An 18,593-nucleotide genomic window follows, 5' to 3' on the forward strand; every position below is an offset into this window, starting at 1 on the left:
GTTGGACTTCGAAGCGGACGCGATCGTGGTCGGCGCCGGCCTCGCCGGTCTCGTCGCGACCCACGAGCTGGTGAAGGCCGGGCGCCGTGTGCTCGTGCTGGACCAGGAGAACCGCGCGAACCTCGGCGGGCAGGCGTTCTGGTCGCTGGGCGGGCTGCTGTTCGTGAACAGCCCCGAGCAGCGCCGGCTGGGGATCAAAGACTCCTACGAGCTGGCGTTGCGCGACTGGCTCGACTCGGCCGGTTTCGACCGCGAGGACGAGGACCTGTGGGCCCGCAAGTGGGCCGAGGCGTACGTCCGCTTCGCCACGTACGAGAAGCGCGACTACCTGCACGAGCTGGGCCTGCGCGTGACGCCGCTGGTCGGCTGGGCGGAGCGTGGCGGCGGCAAGGCCGGCGGGCACGGCAACTCCGTGCCGCGGTTCCACCTGACGTGGGGCACCGGGCCCGAGGTGGTGCGGGTGTTCGCCGAGCCGGTGCTGGCTGCGGAGCAGCGCGGCCAGGTGCGTTTCGCGTTCCGGCATCAGGTCGACGAGCTGGTGGAGACCGACAGCGTGGTCACGGGCGTGCGCGGAACCGTGCTGGAGCCGAGCGATCTGCCGCGGGGCAAGAAGTCTTCGCGCGTCGCGGCCGGCGAGTTCGAGCTGTCGGCGCCGGCGGTGCTGGTGAGCTCCGGCGGCATCGGCCACAACCACGAGCTGGTGCGGCAGAACTGGCCCGCCGACCGGCTGGGCCCGGCGCCGCAGACGATGATCCCGGGCGTTCCGGCCCATGTGGACGGTCGCATGATCGGCATCAGCGAGGCCGCGGGCGCGCGTGTGGTGAACCGCGACCGGATGTGGCACTACGTGGAGGGCATCCACAACTGGGACCCGATCTGGCCGGACCACGCGATCCGGATCATCCCCGGGCCGTCGTCGATGTGGTTCGACGCCAACGGGGTCCGGCTGCCCGCACCGAACTTCCCGGGTTTCGACACGCTGGGGACGCTGAAGACCATCCTCTCGACCGGGTACGACTACTCGTGGTTCGTGCTCACGCAGTCGATCCTCGAGAAGGAGTTCATGCTGTCGGGCTCCGAGCAGAACCCGGACATCACGGGGAAGGACCTGAAGCAGACGTTGCTCAGCCGCGCCGCGAAGGGCGCGCCGGGACCGGTGGACGCGTTCAAGCGGCACGGTGTCGACTTCGTGGTGGCCGACGACCTGGAGACGCTCGTCGACGGGATGAACAAGATCGCGCGCGGGCCGGCGCTGGACGTTGCCGCGTTGGAGCGCCAGATCGTGGCGCGGGACCTGGAGGTCGGCAACCGGTACTCGAAGGACCTGCAGCTGATGGCGGTGGCCAACGCGCGCAAGTTCGTCGGCGACCGCGTGGCGCGCGTGGCGAAGCCGCACCGGATCCTCGACCCGGCGCACGGGCCGTTGATCGCCGTGCGGCTGAACATCCTCACGCGCAAGACCTTGGGCGGCGTGCAGACCGACCTCGACTCGCGCGTGCTGCGGGCCGACGGTGAGCCGCTGCCCGGCCTGTACGCGGCGGGCGAGGTCGCGGGCTTCGGCGGTGGTGGCGTGCACGGCTACAACGCGCTGGAGGGCACCTTCCTCGGCGGCTGCATCTTCTCGGGCCGCGCCGCCGGGCGCGCCATGGCCCGGGCGGTGGAGTGACGCGGCGGACGACGGGCACGGTCCTGGACGTCGACGGGATCGCCCTGCACCTGCGTGAGGACGGACCCGCCGACGCCCCGGCCGTGCTGCTCGTACACGGCTTCAGCGGCTCGCTGCACTCCTACGACCGGCTGGCGCCCCTGCTGTCCGACCGCTTCCGCGTGCTGCGCCCCGACCTGCGCGGCCACGGCTGTACCGGCGGCCACACCGGCCTCGACGCGGTTTCCCAGGCCACGACCCTGGCCGGCGCGTTGAAGATCGTGGGCGCCGAAGGGCTGACCGCCGTCGGGCACTCCTTCGGCGCCGACGTGGTCCTGGCGCTCGCTGCGCTTTCGGGGGCCGTGACCCGGACCGTCCTCATCGGACAGGCACCGGACTACAGCCACGCCACTTTCCCGCCGGGCAACGGTTTGCTCGCGGCACCGTTCATCGGGCGTTCGCTGCACCGGCTGGTTTCACTGGCCCCGCTCGGTTTCGTGCTGCGCCCCACCCCGTTGCGCCAGGCCCACGCCGACTTCTCCGCCACCAGCCCGGCGATGGCCCACGCCGTCCTCACCGAACGGCGCCGCCTCCTGGCCGCCACTCCGCTCGACGCGCAGGTCTCCGCGCTCGGCCTGCCCACCCTCGCCGTCCTCGGCCGCCGCGACCGCCTCTACGACCACACCGGCAGCGCCACCCGCTACCGCGCGGCCGGCGCCGACGTCGCCTTCCTCGACGCCGGCCACACCCCGTTCACCGACCAGCCGGCCGAAGTGGCCGCCTTGGTCGCCTCCTTCTCCCTCGCGCCCTGACCCGGCCCCGCCGAGGGGGCGGGACCGCCGCAGTGGCAACGGGAGGCACGAAACAGCCCCGCCGGCATCGCGCCGGCGGGGCTGTTTTTCGATTGATCTACCAGCAAAAACTCAAGCCGGCGTAACCATCCCGCCCACGATCGCGGCGACATCCGCCAGCGCGACCTGCTGCTGTTCCCGCGTGGCCAGGCTGCGAACGGTCACGTTCCCACCGTCCCAGTCCTCCTGGCCCACGATCACCACGGCGGCGGCGCCGGCCTTGTCGGCGCGCGTCAGCTCCTTGCCCAGCTTGCGGTGCTCGATCGGGGTCGACGTGCGGAGCCCGGCGCGGCGCAGGGAGGTCGCGACCTGGCGGGCGGCGTCGGCGAGGTCCTCCGTGACCGGGATGACCATCACGTCCACCTCGTTGCGCGGGGCGGGCGTAAGGCCGTGGGTGTCGAGGAAGTCGATGAGCGTGACGTCGCCCATGCCGAAGCCGATGCCGGGGATGCGTTCCTTGGTGAAGAGCGACGCGAGGTCGCCGTAGCGGCCGCCGCCGAAGAGGGCGCGGCGGTTCTTCGGCGAGGTGTCGAAGACCTCGAACACCGTGGACGTGTAGTAGGCCAGCCCGCGCACGATCATCGGCTCGAACTTCACCAGGCTCGCGGCCGAGCTGGACAGCACGCGCACCAGGTTGGACCGCTCCTTGACCTCCGCGGGCAGCTCGTCGAGCAGCGCGGCGCCGGAGCCCAGGGCCTCGGTGAGCTTCTCGAACTGCTTGTCCGTGAGCCCGATCTCCTCGGCGGACGTGGCGTGCTCCTCCGCCGACGTCTTCTCCCAGCGGTCCACCAGGCCGAACACGGCCGGCAGGTGCTCCGGGGAGACGCCCACGACGTCGGTGAGCGCCGACGTCAGCAGGTTCCGGTCGTTCACGCGCACGGCGAACATGTCCGAAGACGCGCCCACCGACTGCATGAGGTCGTGGATGAGCTCGAACATCTCGATCTCGCAGTTCGCGCTCTCGGAACCGAAGATGTCCGCGTTGATCTGCCAGTGCTCGCGCACGCGGCCGCGCTGCGGGCGCTCGTAGCGGAAGCAGTTCGGGTGGCTGTACCAGCGCACGGGGAACGACAGCGACTTCGCGTTGCCGGCGATCATCCGGGCCACCGACGGCGTCATCTCCGGGCGCAGCGCGAGGCGCTCGCCACCCTTCGTCGTCAGCGTGTAGAGCTGCTGGTCGGCGATCTCCTGGCCCGACTTCCGCTCGTAGATCTCGGCGGGCTCCAGCACGGGACCGTCGTAGCGGAGGAAGCCGTAGCGCTCCAGCACTTCGTAGAGATGGCCGAACACCTGCGTGCGAACGGACATTTCGGCGGGGAGGAAGTCTCGGGTCCCCTTGACAGGCGCGGTCGACAGGTATTCAGGCACGTCATCAAGCTTAACGACCGCGCCCAACCGTTAGAGGAACGCCACCCCATACGCCGTGAGCAGCATCGCCGCACCCAGCAGCACGGCGCCGACCGTGGTGATCGACATGCCGACCCGCGTGCGCAGCATCGCCAGGAAGAACCCACCCGACTGCGCCAGTACGCCGAACAGCAGCAGGAAGCAGGCAACCCACCGCCCGGTATCGCACAGCCCGCTGCGGTCGAGCACCTGCAACGCCACCAGCGCGAGCACCAGCAGCACCCCCGCGTGCGCGTGGCCGGCGCGGAAGAAGCTCTTCTGCTGGTCGTTGAGCACCCCGCGCTTGAGCAGCCCCATCAGCGCGTAACCCCCGTACATCACGGTGGGCAGCGACACGAGGGCGATGACGGTGAACAGCTGGACCGGTCCGTGCATGGCTTTCTCCTCCCAGAGCGTTCCCCGGGAGCGTAACACTGTTTTAAAACACTGTCACGGTTAATGCCGCGCCCATCGTTGACCTCGGGATCGAGCACTCAGGCCCGCGTGAACCTCAACGTGAACGTCGCCCCGACACCCGGAACCCCCGCCGCCGCGATGGTGCCGCCGTGGCCTGTCACGACTTCGTGCACCAGGGCCAAGCCCAGGCCGAACCGGCGGCCCTCGCCCTGGCCGCCGTGGGCGAAGCGCTCGAACAGCCGCTCCGCGTCCCGTTGCGCGAAGCCGACTCCGGTGTCGGCGACGCGGATCTCGACGTGGCGATCGTCGGGGTTCTCCAGCGTCACCTCGATCGAGCCGCCCGGCGGGGTGTGGCCGATCGCGTTGTCCAGCAACGCCGACAGCACCCGCCGCAGTGCCGCGGGAACCCCTGGCACCACGTCGAGCAGCCCCGGCGAACGGCGCACCTCGATCCGCACACGCCGGTCCCCCGCGCGCACGGCTTCGGCTTCCACCGCCTGTTCGGCCAGCAGACCCAGCTCCACCGGCTCCAGCAGTGGCCGCTCGTTGCACGCCTGCGTCGACAGCAGCAGGTCCTCCACGACCTCACCCAGCTCGCGCGTGCCCGACACCAGCAGGTCCAGGTCGTCCGACGGCACCGGCGCTACCCGCGCCCGGCGCGCCAGCAGCTGCGCGCGCGTGTGCAGGCGGGTGAGGGGCGCGCGCAGCTCGTGCGACGCGTCGGCGACGAAGGTGCGCTGGCGCCGCAACGCCTCGCCCAGCGGCCGGATCGCGCGCGCGGCCAGGACGTAGCCGCTGAAGACGGAAACCAGCAGCACCACCAGTTCCGCGATCACCAGGCCCATCAGCAGCTGCTGCCGGTCGGCGGCCTGGTAGCGCTGGTCGACGAAGATCTGCCACACCTGGCCGCCGTGGTCGACCGCGCGGACCGTGAACGTCGAGCCGGCCAGCTCCTGCTCCGTAGTCACGGAACTGCCGGGCGGCACGGCGGGCGCGGGCGGCGGCACGAACGGCAACGCGGCGGGCACGTGCCCGGCCGGCGTCACCAGGAACACGCAGCCCGGCGGCGTCGCCGACAGGCCCTGGGCCAGCGTGTAGTCGATCTGCCGGTCGACCTCCTCGCGCTGGCCGTGCACCAGCACCCAGTACGCGATGGCGCCGGCGGCGAGCACGACCAGCGTGATCACGACGGCGATCTGGCTCGCGATCGTCCGCCGCGCGCGCCGCAGCGCCCGCGCGTCGGGATCGACGATCACCGTCACATAGCCCCGATCTGGTACCCCAGGCCGTGGACGGTCTTCACCACCTCGCGCCCCAGCTTGCGCCTCAGGTAGTACACGTAGGTGTCCACAATGGATTCCCCCGTCGAGTCGGCGAACACGTGGGTGCGCAGCGCCTCCCGCGGGTGGATGGCCTTCGGCCGCTGCGCGAGCGTGCGCAGCAGCTCGAACTCACGACCCGACAGCGTCACGCGCTCGCCGCGGGACAGCACGACCTCGTGGCGCAGCAGGTCGAGCGCCGCCGTGCCCAGCGGCAGGCACTCGGCGCCGTCGAGATCCCGCCGGCACAACGCGCGCAGCCGGGCCAGCAGCTCGTCGGTCTCAAACGGTTTCACCAGGTAGTCGTCGGCACCCGCGTCGAGACCGTGGACGCGGTCGGCCAGCTCGCCCAGCGCCGAAAGCACCAGCACGCGCGCGGTCACGGCCCGGCGCCGCAGCCCGGCGAGCACCTCCAGCCCGTCCATCACCGGCAGCCGCCGGTCGAGGATGATCACGTCGTGGTGGCCGGTGAGGCCGCGGTGCAGGCCGCGCTGGCCGTCGTGGGCGAGCTCGACCTCGTAGCCCTCGTCGGTGAGCAGCTCGGACAGCATTCCGGCCTGTTCACGATCGTCCTCCACGAGGAGCACTCGGGCTGCGGTTCCTGCCTCTCCGTGCACGTGTCCATACTCGCAGTCAGAGCGTCGATTGAACCCTCAACTTTCGTAGGGAATCGATCATTTACCCGCCGGTTGGGCCGAAAGGAGGAACTCCGGCAGCTGATCGGAGGAGTACTTCCGCCGATCCCGTCGGTCGAGCCAGCCGAGCACGGGCGAGGTCATGATCGTCGTCACCAGAGCCACCAGCACGAGCACGGTGAACAACGCCGGCGACACGATCCCCGCGGCCAGCCCGACGTTCAGCGCGATCAGCTGCATCAGCCCGCGCGCGTTCACGAGCACCCCGACGCGCACGGCGATCGGCTGCGGCTCCCCCGCCAGCCGCGCCGCGCCCCATGAAGCGCCGAGCTTCCCGATCACCGCGACCACCACGCAGACCACCGCGAACAGCAACAGGTTCGGGTCGGCCAGCAGCGCGAACCGCGTGTTGAGGCCCGAATAGGTGAAGAACAGCGGCAGGAACACGATCTGCCCGAGCGGCATCATCTTCGCGAGCACCTTGTCCGCCGCCTCGCCGCGCGGGAACGCGATGCCGATCACGAACGCGCCGAACACCGCGTAGAGCCCGATGGTGTCGGTGAACCACGCCGCCGCGAACAGGATCATCGCCGTCACGAGGATGCGCTGGCTTTCGCTCACCCGCGGGCTCGCCATGGTCTTCACGAGGACCCGCCGCACCACGAGCCACACGAGCAGCGCGAACAGCACCCCCCCACCGATCGCGGTCACGACCGGCCCCGCCGAGCCGGCGTGCATGCCGAGCACGACCGCCAGCAGGATCCACGCCAGCACGTCGTCGAGCGCGCCGCACGCCAGCGCGAGCGAGCCGAACCGCGTGCTGCCGAGGCCGCGTTCGGTGATGATCCGCGCGAGCATCGGAAACGCCGTGATCGCGATGGCCACCCCGACGAACGCCGCCGACACCACGGGCGAGACCCCGGGTTTGAGGATCCCGACCCAGCTCGCGCCGAGCACACTGACGCCGACTCCGAGCGCGAGCGGCACCACCGTGCCCGCGGCCGAGACCGCCGCCACCGACCGGGCCGAATCCTTGATGGAGCCCACGCGGAACTCGTAACCGGCCCCGAACATGTAGATCACGAGCCCGATCTGCCCGCCGAGGTACAGCAACGTGCGGACCGTGTCGGGGAACAGCGCCGCCTGCACGCCGGGCAGCACCAGCCCGAGCAGCGACGGTCCCAGCAACACCCCGGAGATCATCTCGCCCACCACCGGCGGCTGGCCCACCTTCACCGCGAGCGCGCTCACCAGCCGCACCACGGCGAGGATCACCACCACCGCCAGGAAGAACGCCGGCGCGGCCTCGGTCGGGGTCATCATTCGCCTCCGTGGTTCGCGAAGTAGTTCACGCACAAACGCTTCTGCCGCGCGTCGAGCACCATGTAGGTGCCGAACACGAGCTGGGCGAGGCTGCGCCACACGTCTTCCCAGCGGTCACGCACGGCGAGGTACGCCAGCGGGCCGCGGGTCGAGCGCGCCGAGCCACGCGGGGTGAGGAACACCGGGCCGCGGTTGGGGATCGAGCGCGTGTGGGCCGCGCTCGACGCGACGGAGTAGCGGCGCAGGAACTCCCGCGTCACCACGCGCATGGTGATCGGCGCGAGCCCGCGGGCCGGGCACGCGCGGTTCTGCGCAACGCCGAAGGGCAGGAAGTTCGCGTCCTTCTTCGACAATCCTGCGTGCGCCGGGCAACCGGCCGGCGGCTCCCAGCGCGACGGATCGAACTCCTCGGGCCGTTCGAAGCCCGCGTGGTGGAAGTCGGGGTAGCTGAACAGGAGCACGGTGCCCGCGTCGATCGTCGTGTCGTCGAGCTCGATGTCGCCGGTGGTGATGCGGTGGGCGATGCCGAAGAGCGGGTAGGTGCGCAGGCCTTCGTCGATCACGCGGTCGAGGTACTCGTCGTCGTCCGGGTTGGCGACCAGCCGACGCTGCACGTCCGGGTGCTGCGCGATGATCATCAGCAGGTGCGCCATTGCCTCCGACATCTGCACCACGGCGGTGTTGAAGAACGTGCCTTGCAGGTAGAAGACCTGCTCGTCGCGTGTGAGCCGGGACGGCAGCGCGTGCGGGATGTCGCCGAGGCGGCGCCGCAGGTACTTCGTGAGCTTCGCGCGGCGGCGCATGTTGCGGGGCCGCACGCACTTCAGCGCGGAGACGACGTCGTCGGCGTGGCCCACGATGAGGTCGCGCGCCTCGGGCGGGCACGGTTCGCCGAACACCAGCTCGTAGTACAGCTCGGCCCAGATCGGCATCATCTCGTCGCGCAACCGGATCAGCCGGCCGTCACCGACCTCCAGGCCGTCGAGCACGTGCTCGGTCACGCGGCGCGTGAGCTCCTCCGACTCCGCGCGCGTCTTCACGAGGATGTGGCGCGTGGTCTTGGCGACCTCGTCGTAACGCGGTCCCGCTTCCAGGTGCTCCTGGTGGACCTCGGGTCCGGGCGCGAGCCAGTACCAGAACAGGTCCGACAGCGCCGCGCCCTTGCTGCGCCCATTGGCCGCCGGATCGGCGTACACCCGGCGAAAGTTCTCGACGCCCACGCGGTCGCCGGGGATCGGCAGGCCTTCCTCGCCGTTGACCAGTGCAAAGATCTTCACCCGCAACGCGACCACGCGGCCGGGCAGCCACTTCGGCAGCGAACCGACGAGCCCGGCCGCCAGCGCCGCCGTGAGCAGGCGCCTCATCGGACGAGGTCCGCGGTCAGGTCGCCGAGTGCGGTGGCCCCGCACAGCGCGAGCGTGTGGTCGGTCTCTTCCCGGAGGCGTTCCAGCACTTCCGTCACCCCTTCCTCACCCGCCGCGGCGAGGCCCCACACCACGGGCCGGCCGACGCCGACGGCGGTGGCGCCCAGCGCGAGCGCCTTCACCACGTCGGTGCCCCGCCGCACACCGCCGTCGAGCACGAGCGGGATCGCGCCCGCCACGGCCTCGGCCAGCGCGGGCAGAGCGTCCACAGTAGACACGGCGGTGTCGAGCTGACGGCCGCCGTGGTTCGACACCACGAGCCCGTCGACGCCCGCCTCCACCGCGAGGCGGGCGTCGTCCGGGTGCAGCACTCCCTTGAGCAGCACGGGAAGCGCCGTCGTCCGCTTGAGCCAGGCGACGTGCTCCCATGTGAACTCGGCCGACATCTCGATGTCGCGCACGCGACCCGAGCCGTCACGCAGGTTCTCCACGACCAGCCCGGGCGGCAGGTCGTGGAACCCGTTGCGGTGGTCGCGTTCGCGCCGGCCGAACACCGGCGAGTCGACCGTGACCACGAACGCCCGCACGCCCGCGCGTTCGGCCCGGCGCACCACGGACTCCGTGAACTCCAGGTCCGGCTGCAGGTACAGCTGGAACCACAGCGCCGGGTCGGCCGCGGCCTGGCGCGCAGCGGCGGCGATGTCCTCGACGGCCGTGGTCGCGGCCATGCTCACCACCAGCACCGTGCCGGCCTTCGCCACCGCGCGAGCCGTCGCCAGCTCGCCTTCGGGGTGCGCGAGCCGGTGGAACGCAGTCGGCGACACCAGCACCGGCATCGACAGCGGCGAGCCCACCAGCTCCGTCGCCAGGTCGCGCTTGGCCGCGCCCCGCAGCACGCGGGGCACGAGCACACGCCGGGAAAACGCCTCTTCGTTGGCCCGCAGCGTCAGCTCGTCGCCGGCGGCACCCGCGTAGAAGTCGTAGTGCACCGGGTCGAGCCGCTCGCGCGCCGCGGCCTCGAGCTCCGCGATCGTGCGCACGGCTCAGGCCAGCTGGCCGGTGAAGAACTTCGTGAGCGCCTCCACGTGCACGGGCCGGTCCCACTCGTTGTCGAGGTTCTCCGTCACGTGGTGGGTGGCCACGAGCTCGCCGCGCCGGTAGTGGCGGACGATCGGGTGCAGGTAGTGGCCCTCGCCGCTGTCGTTGGCGACGTCCTGGCTCGCCCGCTTCACGGTGAAGTCGAACGGGTCGACCTTGTCGTGGTCGGGGCCGTAGTCGAGCGTGATGAGGAACGCGTTCTCGGCTTCGCTGAGCGGAGTGTCGGCGAAGCGGGCCACCGGCATCTCTTCGAGGTAACGCGCCTGGCCGCCCTCGACGACGAGGACGTCGGCGAGGAACCCGAACTGCTGGAACAGCCCCGACGTGCGGTTGATCCGCTTGAGCACGGCGTCGACCAGCTCACCGGTCTCGGCCTTGAGCACGGTCTGCGGCCACTCGTTGTCGTGGTAGCGCTCTTCGAGCACCTTCGACAGCGCGCGCACGCCGTAGCGGAAGCCGTGGATGAAGGCGCTGGTGGCCTTCTTGAAGTCGCGGACCTGCGTGATCGTGCCGGCGAAGTAGAGGCCGGGCACGTTCACCGACTCCCACGACGACGTCTGCGCCGGGAAGCGGCCGTTGATCGCGAGCTCGGGGCGGCAGTCCTCGTCGAACATCGAGGCGTCGAAGCGGAAGCCGGTGGCGGCGATCACGCGGTCGTAGCGGATCTCCTTCACCACCTCGTCGGCGCGGGCGAAGGCGAACTTCACGTGGTAGCCGTCTTCGTCCTTGCGGATCTCACGCACGTCGCCGTCGAGGATCGCGTGCTGCAGCTTGAGCTGGTACATGTCGAGCACGCCGGCGTTGAACGCGCGCAGGTGGCCGACGAAGTGCGTGCGCCAGGCCAGCTTCACTGGGCGCGGACCGGCGACGTGCAGCACCGCCGCGTACGCGTTCACGCTATCGGCGGTCTCGAAGGCCGAGTTGCCCTTGCCGAGGATGAGCACGCGCTTGTTGGTGAACTGCGCGGGGTCGGTGTCGAAGTCGGCGTACTGGTCGACCAGCTCCATGCCCGGAACGTCGGGGATGTACGGCTTCGTCACGCCCGTCGCCATGATCAGGCGCTTCGTGGTGTAGGTGTTTCCGTCGCCGTCAGTGAGCGTGAAGAGAGCGCTTTCCGCGTCACGGCCGATCCGCGTCACCCGGGTGCCGTAGCGGATGGCGATCTTGTGCTTCGCCGCGTAGTCGGCGGTGTAACGCAGGAACGTCTCGGCCGGCGGGAAGAGTTCGGCGCTGTAGTCGGTGAACAGCAGGGGGTCGGGACCGTCGTCGAGGAGTGAATTCCAGTCGACGCGCAGGTTGAGCTCGGGGTCGGTCCAGCCGGTGTGCTTCTTGTTCACCGAGATCAGCGTGCGGTGACGCGGGAACCTCGTGAAGAACGTGGCCGGCGTGCTGCCCGCTTCGAGGACGAGGTAGCGGTGGCCTGCCTGTTCGAGCTGCCGGCCGAGCTGCAGGCCCGCGGGCCCCGCGCCGACCACCAGATAGTCCAGAACGTCGTCCACCACACCGGCCTCCAGCCTCGATCTTCGCCTGACGGCCGACAGCCTGATCCGGAGATCTCAGAAAAGGCTCAGAGATCCCGATCAGCGGGCGGGCGAAAATCCGGGAAGGGCACCTCGCGGGAACCACTGTCCCTCGAGGTGCCCTTCACCGTTGGTGGCTCAGCGTGACAGCAGCTTCATCGCCGTCTCGGAGTAGCGCGGGCCGGCCACTTCGGCGGCGGGCACGGCGGTCTCGATCGCCCGGATGTCCTCTTCGGACAGTTCGAGCGCGACGGCACCGACGTTCTCTTCGAGGTACTTGCGCCGCTTCGTCCCCGGGATCGGCACCACGTCCTCGCCGCGGGCCTGCACCCAGGCGAGCGCGAGCTGCCCCGCGGTCACACCCTTCTCCTTGGCCAGCGCCCGCAGCGCCTCGACCATCGCGAGGTTCTTCGCCAGGTTCTCGTCCGCGAAGCGCGGCTGCGTCCGGCGGCGGAAGTCGTCCTCGCCGAAGTCCGCGGCGGAGGTGAACTTGCCGGTCAGGAACCCGCGGCCCAGCGGCGAGTACGGCACCAGGCCGATGCCGAGCTCGCGGCACGCCGGCACCACGGCGTCCTCGATGTCGCGCGACCACAGCGACCACTCCGTCTGCACGGCCGAGATCGGGTGCACGGCGTGGGCGCGGCGGATCGTCTCGGCGCCGGCCTCGGACAGGCCGAGGTGGCGCACCTTGCCCTGCTGCACCAGCTCGGCCATGGCCCCGACCGTCTCCTCGATGGGCACGTTCGGGTCCACGCGGTGCTGGTAGTAGAGGTCGATGTGGTCGATCCCCAGGCGCCGCAACGAGTTCTCCACGGCCTCGCGCACGTACGCCGCGTCGCCGCGCACCCCGCGCTTGCTCGGGTCCTCGGGGTCGCGCACGAAGCCGAACTTCGTCGCGAGCACGACCTGGTCGCGCCGGTCGGCGATCGCGCGGCCGACGAGCTCTTCGTTGGCCCCCATGCCGTACATGTCGGCGGTGTCGAGCAGGGTCACGCCCAGCTCCAGCGCACGGTGGATGGTGGCGATCGACTCGGTGTCGTCACCCTCGCCGTAGAACTCGCTCATCCCCATGCAGCCGAGGCCCTGCGCGCTCACTTCGAGCGTGCCGAGGCGGCGGGCGGGCAGCGTCATGTCGTCTCCCGATTAGTGAAGTGGCGGTTGCTCATTTGCCGGCGGCCCGCGCGAGCCGCTCGGGGTAGCGAGCCCCGGCCACGGCGTCGGCCGGAGCCGCCTGCTCGATCGCGGCGATGTCCTCTTCGGACAGTTCCAGCTGCGCCGCGGCGACGTTCTCTTCCAGGTACTTGCGTCGCTTCGTCCCCGGGATCGGCACCACGTCGTTACCCTGGGCCTGCACCCACGCGAGCGCGAGCTGCCCGGCGGTCACGCCCTTCTGCTCGGCCAGCGCGCGCAGAGCGTCCACAATGGCCATGTTCCGCTCGAAGTTCCCGTCGGCGAAGCGCGGCATCCCGCGGCGCATGTCGTCTTCGGGCAGGTCCTTCACCGACGTCACGGCGCCGGTCAGGAAACCGCGGCCCAGCGGCGAGAACGGCACCACGCCGATGCCCAGCTCACGGCAGGTCGCGAGGATCTCGTCCTCGATGCCGCGGGTCCACAGCGACCACTCGCTCTGCAGCGCCGTGACCGGGTGCACCGCGTGGGCGCGCCGGATCGTGTCGGCGTTCGCCTCGGAAATCCCGGCGTAGCGGATCTTTCCGGCGGCCACCAGCTCGGCCAGCGCGCCCCACGTCTCCTCGACGGGCGTGTCCGGGTCCACGCGGTGCTGGTAGTAGAGGTCGATGTGGTCGACGCCCAGGCGCTGCAGCGACTCGTCGCAGCACTGCTTCACGTACGCGGCGTCGCCGCGCGCGCTCATGCCGCCGTCCTTCCAGACGATGCCAAACTTGGTGGCGAGCACCACCTGGTCGCGCCGGTCCGCGATCGCGCGGCCGACCAGCTTCTCGTTCTCTCCCGCGCCGTACACGTTGGCCGTGTCCAGCAGCGTCACGCCCAGCTCCAGCGCGCGGTGCACGGTGGCGATCGACTCACCCTCGTCGTCGCGCACCCCGTACGCCTGGCTCATCCCCATGCAGCCCAGCCCCTGGGCGCTTACTTCCAGCTCACCGAGTTTCCTCGTAGCGATCACGCGGAGATCTCCTCCATGGCGGACACGTGGCCGAGGACCTTGCGTTCCACCTGGTCGTAGTTGCTGATCTTGTAGTCCAGAATGTCCAGGCACCCCTGGAGCTCGGCGATCCGGTCGGCGACCGACTGGCGTTGCTCCACGAGGATCGCCTTGCGGCGTCCGGCGCTCGCGACGCCGTGGCGCCGCAGTGACGCGTACTCGCGCATGCTCTTGATGGGCATGCCGGTGAGCCGCAGCTTGGTGAGGAACCCGAGCCAGTTCAGATCGTCGTCCGAATACGCGCGCCGCCCCGCCGCGTCGCGGGCCGGCGGGTCCAGGAGCTTGATCCGCTCGTAGTACCGAAGGGTGTCGATCGACAGGCCGCTACGTCGTGCGGCTTCCGCTATCGAGTAGCTCATGCGCTCGACAGTACGACCTGGAGTGCGCTCCAGGTCAAATCCCGACCGGGTGGGGTGATGCCTGGATTGTGCAGGTCAGCAGGCGACCGGCGCCACAATGTCGGCCCCGCGGAGCGGATCGGCCGAGGCGGAACCGGTTCCCGCACCCAAGATCACCCCGCGAAGGGTCGCGTACCGTAACACCGTTGCGTTACCCTGAGCACATGCCCCGTCCCCGTACGCACGACGAAGCCCTCCGGCTGAAGCTGCTGGACCGGGCCGGCGAGCTGATCTCCGCCGACGGCCCCAAGGCCCTGTCCCTGCGCAAGCTGGCCGCCGACGCCGGGACGTCGACCACGGCCGTGTACTCGCTGTTCGGCAGCAAGCCCGACCTGGTCAACGCGCTGTACGTCGAGGGCTTCCGCCGCTTCGGCGCGCGGCTGAACGCCGTGGCGCGGACCGCCGACGCCGTCGCGGACCTGGTGCGCCTCGGTGTCGCCTACCGCGCGAGCGCGCAGGCGGATCCGCACCTGTACGCGATCATGTTCACCCGCTCCGTGCCCGGCTTCGAGCCCAACGCCGAGGCCGACCGCCAGGCCCGCGCGACCCTCGAGCCACTCGAGGACGCCGTGCGGCGGGGCATCGCGTCGGGGCAGCTCGTCGACGTCGCGCCCGAGGTGATCGTCGTCAGCTCGTGGGGCATCGCCCACGGGCTGGTGTCTCTGGAGCTGTCGGGGAACCTGCCGCCGGAGTTCAGCGTGGGCGGCGCGTATGAGGAAGCGTTGCGCGCCAACGCTTCCGGCTGGCTGAAGTGACCGAACCCGGCGTGAGCGCCACGGCGCTGATGATCGCCGCCGCCCGCGCCATAGAGACCAACCGCCCCGACGGCCTCATCCGCGACGAGTGGGCCGAACGCTTCGTCCGCGCGGGCGGTGGATCTGCCCACCCGCATCGAGGACGTCGAACAGGGCGACGCCGACCCGCTCTGGGGCCGCGGCGGCGCCTACTCCGGCCTGCGCACCCGCGTCTTCGACGACTTCCTCCTGGCCGCGAGCAAAACCGTCACCCAGGCCGTGCTGCTCGGCTCCGGTCTCGACAGCCGCGCCTGGCGCCTCGACCTGCCCGCCGGCCTGCGGTTCTTCGAGCTCGACCGCACCGACGTCCTCGGTTTCAAACGCCGCGTCCTCGCCGGCGCGGCGCCGCGGGTTCGCCACGAGTTCCTGGTCGCCGACCTCACCGACGACTGGGCCGCCGTGCTCACCGACGCCGGCTTCGAGCCCGGCGAGCCCACCGCGTGGCTCGTCGAAGGCGTGCTGCCCTACCTCTCCGGCGCCGCCGAGGCCCGGCTGATGGCCACCGTCGACCGCCTTTCCGCGCCCGACAGCCAGATCGGCTACGAAATCGTGCTCGGCCAGGAAGACGAGTCCCTGCGCTCCCACGACCTCTACGCCGCCACCGAGGCCGGCACTGGCACCAACATCGGCCGCCTCTTCGACGACGGCACCCGCCCCGACTCGGCCGCCTCCCTGCGCGCCGCCGGCTGGACGGTCACCAGCTCCCCCGTCGCCGACTTCACCACCCGCTACGGCCGCGGCCCCGACCCGACCGTCGACGACCCGATCGCCCAGATCCGCTGGGTGATGGGGTCGAAGCCGGTCAGAACAGCTTGAGCGACGCCTCGATCACCAAGTTGCCCGCGGCGTCGTAGGCCTTCACATTGGTCCTGGCGTCCACTGTGGACGAATTGTCGGCGTCGGTGTGCCAGACCGCGAACGTCCCGTGCGCCACCGTCGCATCCCTCGGCGTCCCTCCCGGGTAGGTGACCGAAACCCTCGTCACGTTGTCCGGCACGCCCCCGGCGAGCACGAGCCGCTCCGGCTCGCCCGTGTCCTTCACCGGCGCTGACACGGGGATAAGCGCAGCGCCGCCGGCGCCCGCCTTCAGCTCCTGCACCGAGGAAGGGTCGATCGCGTAGTAGGTCGCTCCGGCCCGTCCCGGATACGGTCGCGCCGAGCAGGCCAGCATGTGCTGCCCCAGCCGGGCGACGACCAGCTTGCGGTCGTTCCAGGTGAGGTACGGCCCGGCGACGTAGGCGCCTCGGTCGGGCACCTGCTGTGGAGCGGACGCGAGGCATTCGTCGAGGAACCTGCCGGCCTCGGACCGGCGATCCGCCGACGCCGGCCGGTCGACCCTGATGGTGAGCGCGGCCGGGGCCGAGACGAGGGCGGACGGGTCCACCTCGCTGCCATCCGGCCCCAGGGCGAGCCGCACCGCCGGGCCCGCGCCCGTGAACAACGCGAACTGGTGCGACAGCGGCGAGACCCACTCTGCCGTCGGCCCGTCCGGCTGCAGCGTCACGTCGGGCGTGACGGCCCGCACGCCCTGCCACGCCGGGTCCGCCATCCCCGCCACCAGGCCGTCGGCCGTGCGCAGGTACACCTTGGCCTGGGACCCGGGCACGGGCGAAGGAACCGCGTCGGGGTCCGAGACGGTCACCGTCGTCGCGGTCGTCTCGCAGAACAGCGGCCGGCCGTCGATCATCGCCGCGGTCAGGGTCGCGGCGCCGTGGCTCAGGATGAACGGGATGTCCCACGCGCTCGGATCGGCGATGGTCGGGTAGTAGGGCTTCATCGCGTTCCAGCAGCGGTCGAGCATGTCGTGGCCCGGGTCGCGCGGTCTGGCGGGAGCGAGCGGACCCGCCGAGTCATCGCGCGGTACGCCGGCCGCGAACACGACACCGGTGGCCACCACCACGACGGCCGCCGCCACGAGCCACACGGAACGCCGCCGGTGAGCGGGCCTCTTCTCCTCGGCGAGCCCGGCCCGTACCCGCAGCCGGATGCGGTCGCGCACCTCGGGCGGGAGTTCGCGGCGCGGCGGGAGGTTGTCGATCATTTGTCCTCCAGAGTCTTGTCGTCGAGGAGGGCACGCAGGTGGGCTCGCGCCCGGGACAGGTGCGAGCGGACGGTGACCTCGGCGACTTCAAGCAGCGCCGCCGCGTCGGCGGTCGGCAGGTCGCCCAGCAGGCACAGCTCCACGACCTGGCGCTGCGCCTTCGGCAATCCGGAGACGGCCTCGATGATTTCTTTCAGGCGTGCTTCGCCGTCGAGCTGGGCCGCGACTTCGTCGGCGTGATCCGACACCGCCGGCGGCTCGGGGATGCGCGTCAGCAACCGCAGACGACGGCGCGCGCCGCGGTGTTCCGTGCGGGCGAGGTTGCCCGCGACCGTGTACAGCCACGGCAACGCGCTGTCCCTGATCAGCTTCAGCTCGGCCCGCTTGCGCCAGGCGATCAGGAACGTGTTCGACGTCAGGTCCTCGGCCACCGCCCACGACCCGGTCAACCGGTAGGCGTGGTTCCACACCGCCTGCGCGTGGCGTTCGAACAGCTCGCCGAACGCCCTCTCGTCCCCGCCTGCCGCGCGCCCGAAGAGCTCGGCGTCCACGGTCACCCCTTGGATGGTCACACCGGGAAGTGGCCGGGAACCTCGGAAGTGTTGTGGGTGTCTTTCTGGTGGTTCAGGCCGCTTGGTTCAGTACGGCTTGGTTCAGGCTGCTTGGTTCGGGCTGCTTGGTTCAGACCGCGCCGTACTGGCGGTCTCCCGCGTCGCCGAGCCCGGGGACGATGAAGCCGGAGTCGTTGAGCCGCTCGTCGATGCTCGCGGTGACCACCCGCACCGGCAGCCCGGTCTTCTCCAGGTGCTCCAGACCTTCGGGCGCGGCCAGCGCGCAGATGGCCGTGACGTCCGTGGCGCCCCGGTCCGTGAGCAGCCGGATGGTGTACTCCATCGAGCCTCCGGTGGCGAGCATCGGGTCGAGCACCATCACGGGCCGGTCGGCCAGCGACTCCGGCAGCGACTCCAGGTACGGGGTCGGCTTGAGGGTTTCCTCGTCGCGCGCGAGCCCGACGAACCCCATCTGCGCGTCGGGGATCATCTTGTGCGCCTCGTCGGCCATGCCCAGGCCGGCGCGCAGCACGGGGACCAGCAGCGGCGGGCTGGCCAGCCGGTAGGCCTCCGTGCGCGCGACGGGCGTGTGGATCCGCTCGGTGCGCACGGGCACGTCACGGGTGGCTTCGTACACGAGCATCATGGTCAGCTCGTGCAGCGCGGCCCGGAACGCCGCGCTGTCCGTCCGCGCGTCACGCATCGTGGACAGACGGGCCTTGGCCAGCGGGTGATCGACGACGTGCACATCCATGCCGCCTAACTTAGCTGCCGGGTGTCGTCCGCGTCTCGGCTCATCTCGTAGTAGTTCACCGCCTCGAAGAAATGCCCGACGACCGGCGCCAGCTTGTCGTACGGCCACTCCGGCACATCGGGACCGTTCGCGTCATCCGGCGGCTCGATGCTGACAATGATCCTCCAGTTGGCGTACGCTCCACTGATCTTCCAAGACTGGCGCATGGTTTTCCTCCTCCGCGAGAACACGAGCCAAACGTTCTCCCGATGCCAGAACCGCACGCAACCTTCCTTCAGGTGAGCGATCTTTCGTGCCACCGTGGCAAGAGGACAA

At 70.7% G+C, this 18,593-nt stretch carries 19 protein-coding genes and 1 pseudogene; 5 read left to right on the forward strand and 15 right to left on the reverse strand.

The window, feature by feature from the left end; all coding sequences use genetic code 11:
• Position 1 precedes the first annotated feature (1 nt).
• Positions 2-1,666: an FAD-binding dehydrogenase gene (locus AB0878_RS01575; protein ID WP_366575491.1), complete on the forward strand. Its 1,665-nt coding sequence runs from the start codon at positions 2-4 to the stop codon at positions 1,664-1,666.
• Entirely contained in the window at positions 1,663-2,457 is a 795-nt protein-coding gene (locus AB0878_RS01580; protein WP_366575493.1) for an alpha/beta hydrolase, read from the forward strand. The genes AB0878_RS01575 and AB0878_RS01580 overlap by 4 nt, the downstream gene beginning before the upstream one ends.
• Before the next feature lie 111 nt (positions 2,458-2,568).
• Here AB0878_RS01580 and hisS read toward each other — a convergent pair whose 3' ends face one another.
• The 11 genes from hisS to AB0878_RS01635 form a co-directional block, all read right to left on the reverse strand.
• Complete coding sequence (hisS, locus tag AB0878_RS01585; protein WP_366575494.1) at positions 2,569-3,864, reverse strand: histidine--tRNA ligase; 1,296 nt, start codon at positions 3,862-3,864, stop codon at positions 2,569-2,571.
• Positions 3,865-3,894: 30 nt separating this feature from the next.
• Positions 3,895-4,278: a hypothetical protein gene (locus AB0878_RS01590; protein ID WP_366575495.1), complete on the reverse strand. Its 384-nt coding sequence runs from the start codon at positions 4,276-4,278 to the stop codon at positions 3,895-3,897.
• A 98-nt stretch (positions 4,279-4,376) separates the two neighbouring features.
• The gene (locus tag AB0878_RS01595) at positions 4,377-5,561 is read right to left on the reverse strand and encodes a HAMP domain-containing sensor histidine kinase (RefSeq protein ID WP_366575497.1); all 1,185 of its coding nucleotides are present in this window, start codon (positions 5,559-5,561) and stop codon (positions 4,377-4,379) included.
• A complete protein-coding gene (locus AB0878_RS01600; RefSeq protein WP_366575498.1) occupies positions 5,558-6,205 on the reverse strand; it encodes a response regulator transcription factor in 648 nt (215 codons plus the stop codon). The genes AB0878_RS01595 and AB0878_RS01600 overlap by 4 nt, the downstream gene beginning before the upstream one ends.
• A gap of 87 nt (positions 6,206-6,292) precedes the next feature.
• Positions 6,293-7,573, reverse strand: a complete 1,281-nt coding sequence (locus AB0878_RS01605) for a cation:proton antiporter (protein WP_366575500.1) — start codon at positions 7,571-7,573, stop codon at positions 6,293-6,295.
• Positions 7,573-8,940 (reverse strand): cytochrome P450, encoded by a 1,368-nt coding sequence (locus AB0878_RS01610; protein ID WP_366575502.1) that lies wholly within the window; start codon positions 8,938-8,940, stop codon positions 7,573-7,575. Before AB0878_RS01610 ends, AB0878_RS01605 begins: the two co-directional genes overlap by 1 nt.
• Entirely contained in the window at positions 8,937-9,980 is a 1,044-nt protein-coding gene (locus AB0878_RS01615; protein ID WP_366575504.1) for an alpha-hydroxy acid oxidase, read from the reverse strand. Before AB0878_RS01615 ends, AB0878_RS01610 begins: the two co-directional genes overlap by 4 nt.
• 3 nt (positions 9,981-9,983) lie before the next feature.
• Complete coding sequence (locus AB0878_RS01620; RefSeq protein ID WP_366575505.1) at positions 9,984-11,540, reverse strand: NAD(P)-binding domain-containing protein; 1,557 nt, start codon at positions 11,538-11,540, stop codon at positions 9,984-9,986.
• 156 nt (positions 11,541-11,696) lie between these two features.
• Positions 11,697-12,689, reverse strand: coding sequence for an aldo/keto reductase (locus AB0878_RS01625; RefSeq protein WP_366575506.1), 993 nt, complete (start codon positions 12,687-12,689; stop codon positions 11,697-11,699).
• A gap of 31 nt (positions 12,690-12,720) precedes the next feature.
• Positions 12,721-13,701 carry an aldo/keto reductase gene (locus tag AB0878_RS01630; RefSeq protein ID WP_366575507.1) on the reverse strand — a complete coding sequence of 327 codons (981 nt, stop codon included), beginning with the start codon at positions 13,699-13,701 and terminating at the stop codon, positions 12,721-12,723.
• Complete coding sequence (locus tag AB0878_RS01635; protein ID WP_220246259.1) at positions 13,698-14,099, reverse strand: MerR family transcriptional regulator; 402 nt, start codon at positions 14,097-14,099, stop codon at positions 13,698-13,700. The genes AB0878_RS01630 and AB0878_RS01635 overlap by 4 nt, the downstream gene beginning before the upstream one ends.
• A gap of 203 nt (positions 14,100-14,302) precedes the next feature.
• Between AB0878_RS01635 and AB0878_RS01640 the strand changes: the two genes are divergently transcribed.
• The 3 genes and pseudogenes from AB0878_RS01640 to AB0878_RS01650 all read left to right on the forward strand — a co-directional run bounded on the left by AB0878_RS01640 (position 14,303) and on the right by AB0878_RS01650 (position 15,748).
• Complete coding sequence (locus AB0878_RS01640; protein ID WP_366575508.1) at positions 14,303-14,893, forward strand: TetR/AcrR family transcriptional regulator; 591 nt, start codon at positions 14,303-14,305, stop codon at positions 14,891-14,893.
• Between the two features lie 29 nt (positions 14,894-14,922).
• A pseudogene (locus tag AB0878_RS01645) lies at positions 14,923-14,973 on the forward strand (hypothetical protein); the annotation flags it as partial.
• A gap of 37 nt (positions 14,974-15,010) precedes the next feature.
• On the forward strand, positions 15,011-15,748 hold the full coding sequence (locus tag AB0878_RS01650; RefSeq protein ID WP_366575510.1) for an SAM-dependent methyltransferase: 738 nt from the start codon (positions 15,011-15,013) through the stop codon (positions 15,746-15,748).
• Here the strand turns inward: AB0878_RS01650 and AB0878_RS01655 are convergent.
• The 4 genes from AB0878_RS01655 to AB0878_RS01670 all read right to left on the reverse strand — a co-directional run bounded on the left by AB0878_RS01655 (position 15,735) and on the right by AB0878_RS01670 (position 18,577).
• A complete protein-coding gene (locus AB0878_RS01655; RefSeq protein ID WP_366575511.1) occupies positions 15,735-16,973 on the reverse strand; it encodes a hypothetical protein in 1,239 nt (412 codons plus the stop codon). The two genes, AB0878_RS01650 and AB0878_RS01655, sit on opposite strands and share 14 nt — an antisense overlap.
• Positions 16,970-17,530 (reverse strand): RNA polymerase sigma factor, encoded by a 561-nt coding sequence (locus AB0878_RS01660; RefSeq protein WP_366575512.1) that lies wholly within the window; start codon positions 17,528-17,530, stop codon positions 16,970-16,972. Before AB0878_RS01660 ends, AB0878_RS01655 begins: the two co-directional genes overlap by 4 nt.
• A gap of 124 nt (positions 17,531-17,654) precedes the next feature.
• On the reverse strand, positions 17,655-18,278 hold the full coding sequence (gene upp, locus AB0878_RS01665; protein WP_366575513.1) for a uracil phosphoribosyltransferase: 624 nt from the start codon (positions 18,276-18,278) through the stop codon (positions 17,655-17,657).
• A gap of 5 nt (positions 18,279-18,283) precedes the next feature.
• Positions 18,284-18,577, reverse strand: coding sequence for a hypothetical protein (locus AB0878_RS01670; RefSeq protein WP_366575514.1), 294 nt, complete (start codon positions 18,575-18,577; stop codon positions 18,284-18,286).
• Positions 18,578-18,593 lie beyond the last annotated feature (16 nt).

It is taken from the genome of Amycolatopsis sp. NPDC047767, assembly GCF_040704195.1.
Classification (GTDB): Bacteria; Actinomycetota; Actinomycetes; order Mycobacteriales; family Pseudonocardiaceae; genus Amycolatopsis.